Below are 5555 nucleotides of genomic sequence, written 5' to 3'. Positions count from 1 at the left end.
TGCTGCCGGCTCATCTCCAGGGAGAAGATCGCCACGGGAAGCTTGTGCCGGATCGATGCGCTCTGAGCGATGTTGAGGCAGAAGGCGGTCTTCCCCATGCTGGGACGGGCCGCGATGATGACCATGTCCGATTTCTGGAATCCCGAGGTGAGCTGGTCGAGGTCCCGGAATCCCGACGGGACGCCCGTGATCATCTCCTTCCGCTCGAAGAGCTTCTCGATTTCCTTCATCGACTCCTTGGCCATCTCGGCCATCGTGAAGTACGAGGGCTTGATCTTCTCCTCGGCGATGGCGAAGATCGCCTGTTCCGTCCGGTCGAGGAAGTCGTCGACCTCGGACACTCCATGGAATGCGGTGGTCGTGATCTGCTGGGCGACGGCGATCGTCTTCCGGAGGATGGAGGCGTTCTTGACCAGGCGGGCGTAGTCGGCCACGTTGGCGGTCGTAGGCACGTTCTGGATAAGATCGGAGAGGTAGGCCAGCCCACCGACTTCTCCCTCGACTCCGCGGTCCTGGAGCGCCGAGGAGAGGGTCAGCTGGTCGATCGCCCGGCCCCGGTCGTAGAGCTCGATCATCACGGAGAAGAGCGTCCGGTGGGCGCCCTGGTAGAAATCCTCCGGCCGGAGGATCTCCACAACGGCGTTCATCAGGTCGTTGTTGAGCAGGACGGAGGCGAGCACCCCCTGCTCGGCCGCGAGGTTGTGCGGCGGGACGCGAAGGAGGGAGGCGTCGGCACCGGAAGCGGGCGTCGCGCGCGTACCGTTCATGGGCACCTCCCCTTCCGGACGGTCGTCAGTGCAGCGTCTCGCAAATAGGCTGACGCTGCACTAGGATTCCGCCACCACGCTGACGGAGATCTCGGGATGCAGGTCGGATCCCGCCTTGATCTTCACCTTGTAGTCGCCCAGCTGCTTGATGGGGTCCTGCAGCAGGACCGTCTTCCGGTCGACCGGCACCCCGGCCTTCTCCATCGCTTCCGCGATGTCCCGCGAAGTGATCGCCCCGAACAGCTTCCCTTCCTCCCCCGCCTTGGCGGAAATGGTAAGGGACACCGACGCCAGCTTCTCTGCCAGCGACTCGGCGGTCTTGCGGGTCTTCTTCGCCCGGGCCTCGATCACCCGCCGGTCGTGCTCGAGGGCTTTCAGGTTGCGCACGTTCGCCGGCACGGCCAGCTGCCGGGGGATGAGGTAGTTCCGGCCGAACCCGTCGGCGACCTTGACGATGTCGCCCGCCTTCCCCAGCTTCTCCACGTCTTCGCGCAGGATGACTTTCATCTCCGCCACCCTCCTACCGGACCTGCGTGGCGGTGAACGGGATCAGCGCAACGGCGCGCGCCTTCTTGATCTCCACGGTCAGCTTCCGCTGGTGGGTGGCGCAGGTCCCCGAGATGCGCCGCGGAACGATCTTTCCCCGCTCGGAGACGAACTGTTTGATCATGTAGACGTTCTTGTAATCGAGCTGCAGCTCCTTTTCCGCGCAGAACCGGCAGAATTTCTTGCGGACGTACCGCTTCCTCTGCCCTCCCGGGCCGCTGCCTTCCCGCGGGCTGTTCCGCTGGGATCTCATCGGGGTGCTCATCGTTCCTGCTCCTCCTGGAAGATGTTCGACGTTATCTGCGATCCGGGTTTAAAACGGAATGTCTTCGTCCGGGCTTTCTGCACCCTGCGGCGCCGCGCCGCCCGACCCACCCTCGGCCGCGCTGCTGCCTTTGGGGCTGCCGAGGAACTGGACGCCGTCCGCCACCACTTCGATCTTGCTCCTCTTCGCTCCCTCGGCCTCCCACCGGCGCTGGCGGAGCCGCCCCTCCACCAGGACCGGCCGCCCCTTGGAGAGGTACTCCGCGCAGTTTTCCCCCAGCTTGCCGAAGACGACGATGTCGAAGAACGACACGTCTTCCTTGAGTTCATTGTTCTGCTTGTACCGCGAGTTGACGGCAATGCCGAAGCTCGTCACGGAGAGACCCGAGGGGAGATACCGGATCTCCGGGTCCCGGACGAGATTGCCGGCCAGGATGACGCGGTTGAAGGTGACCATGGGCTCTCCTTTCCTCTACGATGCGGGAGCGGCGGGCGGGGCGCTTCCCGCGGGCGGCGGATCGTCCGAAGTTGCCGGTGCCTCCCCCGCGGACGCGGCCTTCGGCTTCCGTTCGACTTCCACGCGGGAGGTCAGGTGGCGCAGGACCCCGTCGAAGATCTTGATGTTTCGCTCGACCTCCTCCACGACCCCTCGATTGCCGGAGTAGAGGAGAAACGTGTAATACGCGTTGACCTTCTTGTTGATCGGGTAGGCCAGCTTCCGGTTCCCCCAGTCGTCCTGCTTGAGGATTTCCCCCTGGTAGGAAGCGATCACCCCCGCCAGTTTGGCGAGAAACTCCTTGCGCTGCTCTTCCGGAAGTTCGGGGTCGAACAGAATGGCGGTTTCATACGTTTTCGGCATCGTTGTTACGAGCCTCCTTTCGGCTGATCGAGCCCCCGGTCTTTTCGCCGGGAGCAAGGAGTATGTTGCCCCCCGCGGGCCGCGGAGGGGAAGGCATGCGCCTTTGCGTTCCAGCGCGTCATCGCCTTGTCGAAGCCGTCCCGCAGGATGTCGAGAACGGCCTCTCCGGCGGAAGCGACGCCGCCGAGAAAATGGTCCGGGGCTTCCGGCGGCGGGGGAGAGAGAACGAAGTCCGCGGGATCGACCCCCTCCGGGGGGCGCCCGATCCCGATCCGGACCCGCAGGAACGCCGGCGTCCCGAGTTCCTCCTGCAAAGAGCGCAATCCGTTGTGCCCACCCGTCCCGCCGCCTCGCTTGAGCCTCACCTGGCCGGGAGGGAGGTCCAGATCATCGTGGAGGACAATCAGGTCGTTGGGGGACTCCGCGTAGTCCCGGTACACCGGCGCCACCGCGAGGCCGCTCCGGTTCATATACGTTCGCGGCCGTGCCAGAAGGACGACAACGCCTTCCGCGTCGCCGATCCCGCGCTCGAGCTCCCCCTCCCGGACGAACCGTATCCCCAGGGAGCGCGCCAGCAGGTCCACCGCCAGGAATCCCGCGTTGTGGAGCGTCCTGCCGTACCTGCGCCCCGGGTTCCCCAGGCCGACGACCAGGAACTCCGGGCGGGGGCGGCTAGGCTTTCTCCTTCTCCGCAGGTTCCGCAACGCTGGCGCCTTCCACCGCCGCTTCCGCGCCTTCCTCCGGCGCCACGGTGACCACTTCCTCGACCTTCGGCGTGTGGACCGAGGCGATGGTCATCTTCATGTCCTTTTCGACGGGCTGGACGCCCGCGGGGAACACGACGTTCCCCAGGTGCAGCGACTGGCCGATTCCCAGGTGCGCCACGTTGAGTTCGACGAACTCGGGGACGCTATCCGGGGTGCACTCGACCTCGAGGCTGCGGACGACCTGCTCGAGGATGCCCCCCAGCTCGATCCCTGCAGCTTTTCCCCGGAGCTTGAGCGGCACCTCGATCCGGAACTTCCGGCCGTGGGCCACCTCGTAGAAGTCCACGTGGATCACGCGGTCGGTGACGGGATCCGTCTGGACGTCCTTGAGAACCGCGAACGACTCCTTCGCGCCGGCACCGTCCGTGACGCTCACCTTGACGACCACCGTCCCCCGCCGGGCGGTGGCGAGGAATTTCTCCAGTTCGCGGCGCTCGAATTCCAGCGGCCGCGTCTCGATCCCCTTGCCGTATATGACCCCCGGAACCATCCCCTGGACGAGCCGCTTCCGGTTCTTTTCCTTCCCGGTGTGCAGGCGGCGGGCCGCCGCCAGTTCCAACATGGCCATTTCCTCTCTCCTCCTAAACGAACAGCGAACTTACGGAATCCTGGAAATGGATCCTCTTGATGGCCTCTCCCAGAAGGCCGGCCACCGACAGGATCCGAAGCTTCCGGCACGACGCCTTCGCGCCGTGCGGAATGGTGTTGGTGACTACCAGCTCCTCGATCGCGGACTTCTCCAGCCGCTCGATCGCCGGCCCCGAGAGCACGCCGTGGGTGGCCAGGGCATACACCCGCTTCGCCCCTTTCACCCGCAGCGCTTCGGCCGACTGGACCATCGTCCCCGCGGTGTCCACCATGTCGTCGAGCAGGATCGTCGTCCTGCCTTCCACCTCACCGATGATGTTCATCACCTCGCCCACGTTGGGCGCCACGCGGCGCTTGTCGATGATGGCCAGCGTGGTATTCAGCCGCTTTGCGAAGGCCCTCGCCCGCTCCACGCCTCCCGCGTCGGGGGAAACGATGACGATGTCGTCCTTGTAGTTGTTCTTTATATATTCCAGCATCACCGGGGCCGCATAGAGGTGGTCCACCGGGATGTTGAAGAACCCCTGGATCTGGCCGGCGTGCAGGTCCACGGTGAGGATGCGCGACACCCCTGCCGCCGTCAGCAGGTCCGCCACGAGCTTGGCGGAAATCGGCGCGCGGGGAAACACCTTGCGGTCCTGCCGGGCGTACCCGTAATACGGTATGACCGCCGTCACCCGCCTCGCCGATGCGCGCTTGAACGCGTCCATCAGGATCAGCAGCTCCATCAGGTTGTCATTCACCGGCGGGGAGGTCGGCTGCACGATGAAGACGTCCACGCCGCGGACGTTCTCGCGGATCTCCACGTTGATCTCGCCGTCGCTGAACCGCTTGACGTCGGCAGCCCCCAGGGGGACGCAGAGGAACGCGCAGATTTCCTTCGCCAGCTCGACGTGAGCGGTACCCGAGAAAAGCTTGAGCCTGGTCACACCTCTTCCCCTGTTGGGAGAATCCGCAACCCGAAAGAAAGAAATGTTATAACGATCGTCCGCCGCTTGCAAGGGGAAATCGGCCGCAGGGGGAATCGGCCGCACCATATTGGCCTTCCCCAAATGAGGAATCCACTCCCTATTCGGGCAATCGTGAGGCCTCCACGGACGAAGGCGTTGAAATTATTTTCATGCATTTCATAACGTTATAATGCATGTTCGGGTTGGCATGATCCTTGAGGTGATCTTTCCTATTCCACTCCTTGGAGGTGAGGACGATGAAAAGGTTCCTGTCATTGATGGTGGCAGTGGTTTTCGCCGTGACGTGCCTCGGCGCGGCGGTGGCTGCAGAGCAGAAGGCGGCTCCGGCCGCCCCGGAGAAGGCGGCCCCGGCCGCGGATAATACGGTGAAGAAGCCGGCCGCGGATAATACGGTGAAGAAGCCGGAAGCTCCTCCTGCGCCGGCGGCGCCGAAGAAGTAAGCCCCGTACCGGGAGGCAAGAGAAGCGCAAGGGCAGGGGGTTCGCGCCCCCTGCCCTTTTTTTATCGCCGGCCTATTCCGTCAGCGCATCCACCTTCGCGGCCATGATGAAATCGTTCTCGTGCAGGCCGTGGATTTTGTGCGTGTGGAACGAGACGGCGCAATATCCCCACCCGAAGGCGATATCGGGGTGATGCCCTTCCCGCTCCGCCAGCAGGCCGACCTTCCGGACGAACTCCATGGCGGAAGCAAAATCCTTGAAGCGGAATTTGCGCTCGATCCCGGTCGCTCCTTCCGCGAGCGTCCAGCCGGGGGTTTCCGCAAGATATCCGTGCGCCTCCTCCTCCGTCAGGG

The 5555-nt window shown here is 64.3% G+C and carries 9 protein-coding genes and 1 pseudogene; 1 reads left to right on the top strand and 9 read right to left on the bottom strand.

Translation table 11 applies throughout. The features are described 5' to 3' along the window. The 8 genes and pseudogenes from A2Z13_04135 to A2Z13_04100 all read right to left on the bottom strand — a co-directional run bounded on the left by A2Z13_04135 (position 1) and on the right by A2Z13_04100 (position 4720). Positions 1-767 (bottom strand): annotated as a pseudogene (locus tag A2Z13_04135) (replicative DNA helicase). 60 nt (positions 768-827) lie between these two features. Further along, a complete protein-coding gene (locus A2Z13_04130; GenBank protein OGP79325.1) occupies positions 828-1274 on the bottom strand; it encodes a 50S ribosomal protein L9 in 447 nt (148 codons plus the stop codon). A 13-nt stretch (positions 1275-1287) separates the two neighbouring features. Continuing rightward, positions 1288-1578, bottom strand: a complete 291-nt coding sequence (locus A2Z13_04125; protein OGP79324.1) for a 30S ribosomal protein S18 — start codon at positions 1576-1578, stop codon at positions 1288-1290. Between the two features lie 48 nt (positions 1579-1626). Then, on the bottom strand, positions 1627-2034 hold the full coding sequence (locus A2Z13_04120) for a single-stranded DNA-binding protein (GenBank protein ID OGP79323.1): 408 nt from the start codon (positions 2032-2034) through the stop codon (positions 1627-1629). Between the two features lie 15 nt (positions 2035-2049). After that, positions 2050-2436 (bottom strand): 30S ribosomal protein S6, encoded by a 387-nt coding sequence (locus A2Z13_04115; GenBank protein OGP79322.1) that lies wholly within the window; start codon positions 2434-2436, stop codon positions 2050-2052. 5 nt (positions 2437-2441) lie between these two features. Continuing rightward, positions 2442-3140 carry an aminoacyl-tRNA hydrolase gene (locus A2Z13_04110; protein ID OGP79321.1) on the bottom strand — a complete coding sequence of 233 codons (699 nt, stop codon included), beginning with the start codon at positions 3138-3140 and terminating at the stop codon, positions 2442-2444. Then, complete coding sequence (locus A2Z13_04105) at positions 3109-3771, bottom strand: hypothetical protein (protein ID OGP79320.1); 663 nt, start codon at positions 3769-3771, stop codon at positions 3109-3111. The genes A2Z13_04110 and A2Z13_04105 overlap by 32 nt, the downstream gene beginning before the upstream one ends. Positions 3772-3784: 13 nt before the next feature. Further along, on the bottom strand, positions 3785-4720 hold the full coding sequence (locus A2Z13_04100) for a phosphoribosylpyrophosphate synthetase (GenBank protein ID OGP79319.1): 936 nt from the start codon (positions 4718-4720) through the stop codon (positions 3785-3787). Between the two features lie 278 nt (positions 4721-4998). Between A2Z13_04100 and A2Z13_04095 the strand changes: the two genes are divergently transcribed. Further along, a complete protein-coding gene (locus A2Z13_04095) occupies positions 4999-5202 on the top strand; it encodes a hypothetical protein (protein ID OGP79318.1) in 204 nt (67 codons plus the stop codon). A gap of 72 nt (positions 5203-5274) precedes the next feature. Here the strand turns inward: A2Z13_04095 and A2Z13_04090 are convergent, their stop codons facing one another. Then, on the bottom strand, positions 5275-5553 hold the full coding sequence (locus tag A2Z13_04090) for a pterin-4-alpha-carbinolamine dehydratase (GenBank protein ID OGP79317.1): 279 nt from the start codon (positions 5551-5553) through the stop codon (positions 5275-5277). Positions 5554-5555: the final 2 nt, after the last annotated feature.

Source organism: Deltaproteobacteria bacterium RBG_16_64_85 (genome assembly GCA_001798885.1).
Classification (GTDB): Bacteria; Desulfobacterota; Deferrimicrobia; order Deferrimicrobiales; family Deferrimicrobiaceae; genus FEB-35.
Note: the sequence above shows the minus strand (reverse complement) of the source record. Positions and strands in the feature narration are given on the sequence as shown.

Bases quoted from the DNA above. Each gene is read 5' to 3' on its own strand.
- A2Z13_04115 (OGP79322.1), bottom strand. From the start codon at position 2,436: ATGCCGAAAACGTATGAAACCGCCATTCTGTTCGACCCCGAACTTCCG.
- A2Z13_04095 (OGP79318.1), top strand. From the start codon at position 4,999: ATGAAAAGGTTCCTGTCATTGATGGTGGCAGTGGTTTTCGCCGTGACG.
- A2Z13_04125 (OGP79324.1), bottom strand. From the start codon at position 1,578: ATGAGCACCCCGATGAGATCCCAGCGGAACAGCCCGCGGGAAGGCAGC.
- A2Z13_04120 (OGP79323.1), bottom strand. From the start codon at position 2,034: ATGGTCACCTTCAACCGCGTCATCCTGGCCGGCAATCTCGTCCGGGAC.
- A2Z13_04105 (OGP79320.1), bottom strand. From the start codon at position 3,771: ATGGCCATGTTGGAACTGGCGGCGGCCCGCCGCCTGCACACCGGGAAG.
- A2Z13_04130 (OGP79325.1), bottom strand. From the start codon at position 1,274: ATGAAAGTCATCCTGCGCGAAGACGTGGAGAAGCTGGGGAAGGCGGGC.